Genomic DNA, 3,233 nt, shown 5'->3' with positions numbered 1-3,233 from the left:
CCGGCGGTGATGGTGACCTGGTGTTTCGTGGATCGGGGTTCGCCGTCGGTGAGGGTTCATCGGCACCGGGCGGGGCACGTTCCTGGCGTTGGCCACCGAAGGAGCTCCTGATGACCCACGTCGCCGACATCGACTCCCCCTGGTTGGGCGCCTGGCATATTCCCCGCAGCCGGGGTGTGGTCAGTGGTCTGCTGCTGATGCTCCTGGGCGTGTGGGGGGCGCTGATTCCGTTCGTCGGGCCGTACTTCGACTTCGCCTTCACCCCGAACAGCGCCTGGACCTGGACGTCGGCCCGCTTCTGGTTGGAGGTGCTGCCGGGTGCCGCCACATTCGTCGGTGGGTTCCTGCTGCTGATGAGCTCCACCCGGGGCACCGCCGCGCTGGGTGCGTGGCTCGCGATCGTCGCCGGCGCCTGGTTCGTCGTCGGCCCGACGCTGGCGGGACCCTGGGACCTCGGCGCGCTCGGCCGGCCGGTCGGTGGGTCCGCCCGGCAGGCGCTCGTCTGGATCAGTTTCTTCTACGGCCTCGGCGCCGTGATCCTCTTTCTCGGTTCGACCGCGTGGGGTCGGCTGAGCGTGCGGGGGGTGCGCGACGTGGCCGCGGCGCGCCGTCAGCGGGAACTGCGGGAGCAGGCGGCCATGCGTCCGGGCCCCCTGGCGGAGTCGGAGGTCTATCCCAGCGACCGCCTCAGTGCCCCGGCCCCGGCCGAGGGTGCCCCGGCCGAGGGTGCCCCGGCCGAGGGGGCCGAGGAACGCACGGGCGCGTTCGGCCGTCATCGGCGCCGCAGCCACCGCTGACGGAAGGATCCATCGGGGAGGAACAGGGGAAGTGTGCGTCTCAGGGTGGGCCGTGCGTCTCAGGGCCGGCCGTGCGTCTCAGGGCCGGCGGGGTGCCTCGGCCCGGAGTGGTTTCGTGGGTCGGCGCCGGCGAAGTCCTGCGTCCAGTAGGTGCCGTACGCGCCGCCGGTGGCGTAGCTCACGCCGATGGCGGTGAAGGCACAGGTGAGGATGGTCGCCCGCCGATCGGCGCTGTCCATCCACATCTGCACGGTCCGAGCCGCGGTGAGCGATCCGGCGGCGATGTTCTCCCCGACGAGATCGGCGGTGTATCCGCGGGCGGCCAGCCGCTTGTCGAGGCCGCGACCGTCCCTACCGGTGTAGCCGAAGTAGCCGTTCGCCGCCATGTCGGTGCTGTGCGCCTGCGCCGCGGCTGCCAGCCGGGCGTCGACCGTCAGCGCGCCGCAGCCCGCTCGGGCCCGCTCGATGTTGGTCAACCGGACCACCTCGGCGGCCTCGGTGCCGGTCCGGGGCGGGGCGACGGGCGGCGTCCGCCTCGGAGCCGGCGCGGACGTGCTCGTGCCCGGTGCGACGCTCGTGCCCGGTGCGACGAGGGGTGCCTGCGCCGGAACCGGCAGGCGGGTATCGTCCGGCAGGCCCGCGGACGGTTCGCCGGTCCGCGACGGTAGCGGGGTCGTGGCCGTGGCCGTGGACAGGCCGGACGACGCCGTCGACGATGTCCTCGCCGGCTCCGCGACCGGCTCCGCGACCGGCTCCGTGGTCGGGTGCGGGTGCGTGGTCGGCCGCGTGGTCGGCTGGGCGAACGACCCTGCGGTGAGCTCCGTGCGCGCCGCCCCGGACGGGTGCGGCGGGACGGGAGTCGCGGCGATCGTGATCTCCTGGTCGGCCCGGGCTCCCGTAGACGGCGTCGCCGACGCTGCCCTGCCGGCGGGAAACGCCTGGCAGGCCGTGGTGAGCGCCGCTGCGAGGGCGGCCACGGACGCGGCGGCGATGACGGTCGTGAACCGAAGCGAACCCAGCCGAAGCGAACCCAGCCGAACCGAACCCATAAGGCCTCCTCGGGTCTCCCCCCCCGGGAGCAATACGAGCAAAGATAACTAATTCCGCGTGTGGCGCTCCTCGCCTGTCATCGTGTGGTCCAGCTGTGGTAGGGCCGGAACCGGATGCGCTGGCCGGGCCGGCACTGCGCGGCCAGGTGCAGATCCTCGGACGCGACGACGCCCAGCATGGGATAACCCCCGGTGACCGGATGGTCGACGAGGAAGAGGACCGGCCGCCCGTCCGGGGGGATCTGGATCCCCCCGGTGACGACGGCCTCCGAGGGCAGCTCCGCGGTGATCCGGCGGCGCGGCGCCGGCCCGACGAGACGTACGCCGACCCGGTCGCTCTGGGCCGTCACCTCATAGGACGCGGAGAACAGCGTGGGCAGCGCGTCCGCGGTGAACCAGTCGTCGCGGGGGCCGGCGAGGACCCGCAGGGTCGGTTCGTCCGGGTACTGGGCGAGCGGGGCGAGGTCGACGGTTGGTGGGTCCGCGCTGTCGGCCGCCCGCGGCAGCCGCCGACCGGTGCTCAGCGGTTGCGGACCGATCCCGGAGAGGGTGTCACTCGATCGTGAGCCGAGCACCGGGGGGACACCGATCCCCCCGCGAATTCCGAGGTAGGTGCGCAGGCCCCGGTCGGGTGCCCCGATCCGCAACAGCGCGCCGGCGGGCACGTCCACCGGGGAGTACATGCTGATCTGGCGACCGGCGAGTTCCAGCGGGCACGGCGCGCCGGTCAGCGCGATCAGCGCCGGATCCGTGAACCGTGCGGTGAGGCCGCCGTAGGTGAGCTCGACCGCCGCCGCGGTCGCGACGTTGCCGACGAGCCGGTTCGCCAGCAGCAGACTGCGACGGTCGGCAGCGCCGGACCGGGTGATGCCCAGGTGCGCGAGCCCGGGCCGGCCGAGATCCTGGACCGTGGCGAACGGACCTGGCGCGACAATTTCGATCATGAAATCCCGATCATGATATTTCGATCACGACATCGACCGGGCGGCGTCAGCGATGAACCGCACCCGCGTGCCCGGGGCCAGCACGGCGGGCGGCTCCCGGTCGGGATCGAAGACCCGCAGGTCGGTATGGCCAATCAGCCGCCATCCGCCGGGCGAGGTCCGCGGGTAGACACCGCTGAACTCGTCGGCGATGGCGACCGCGCCCGCGGGGACCCGGGTGCGCGGGCTGTCCCGGCGTGGCACGCGCAGCGCCGGGTCGAGGCCCGCGATGTAGGCGAAGCCGGGAGCGAAGCCACAGAACGCGACCCGGTGCCGGCCACGTACGTGCCGGTCCACGACCTGCGCCGGAGTCAGTCCGCTGAGCCGGGCGACCTCGGCCAGATCGGGACCGTCGTAGCGCACCGGTATCGTCACGACGTTCCGGTCGAGCGGGGGACCGGCCT

Annotated in this window: 4 protein-coding genes; 1 reads left to right on the top strand and 3 read right to left on the bottom strand. The window is 73.2% G+C overall.

Annotated elements, in window-relative coordinates; translation table 11 throughout:
• Positions 1-797, top strand: a 797-nt coding sequence (locus tag AC08ON_RS03980; protein ID WP_476616475.1) for a hypothetical protein, incomplete at its 5' end; no start/stop codon positions are given.
• Between the two features lie 59 nt (positions 798-856).
• On the opposite strand, the gene AC08ON_RS03975 is transcribed toward AC08ON_RS03980, so the two are convergent.
• From AC08ON_RS03975 to AC08ON_RS03965, 3 genes are all read right to left on the bottom strand, one after another.
• Positions 857-1,846, bottom strand: coding sequence for a CAP domain-containing protein (locus AC08ON_RS03975; protein ID WP_476616474.1), 990 nt, complete (start codon positions 1,844-1,846; stop codon positions 857-859).
• A 77-nt stretch (positions 1,847-1,923) separates the two neighbouring features.
• Complete coding sequence (locus tag AC08ON_RS03970) at positions 1,924-2,790, bottom strand: 5-oxoprolinase subunit C family protein (protein WP_011437360.1); 867 nt, start codon at positions 2,788-2,790, stop codon at positions 1,924-1,926.
• A gap of 24 nt (positions 2,791-2,814) precedes the next feature.
• The coding region (locus AC08ON_RS03965) for a 5-oxoprolinase subunit B family protein (RefSeq protein WP_476616473.1) at positions 2,815-3,233 on the bottom strand (419 nt) is incomplete at its 5' end.

This window comes from Frankia sp. CoWAU3 (assembly GCF_977971855.1).
This window is presented reverse-complemented; position numbering and strand designations above follow the sequence as displayed.

Bases quoted from the DNA above. Each gene is read 5' to 3' on its own strand.
- AC08ON_RS03970 (WP_011437360.1), bottom strand. From the start codon at position 2,790: ATGATCGAAATTGTCGCGCCAGGTCCGTTCGCCACGGTCCAGGATCTC.
- AC08ON_RS03975 (WP_476616474.1), bottom strand. From the start codon at position 1,846: ATGGGTTCGGTTCGGCTGGGTTCGCTTCGGCTGGGTTCGCTTCGGTTC.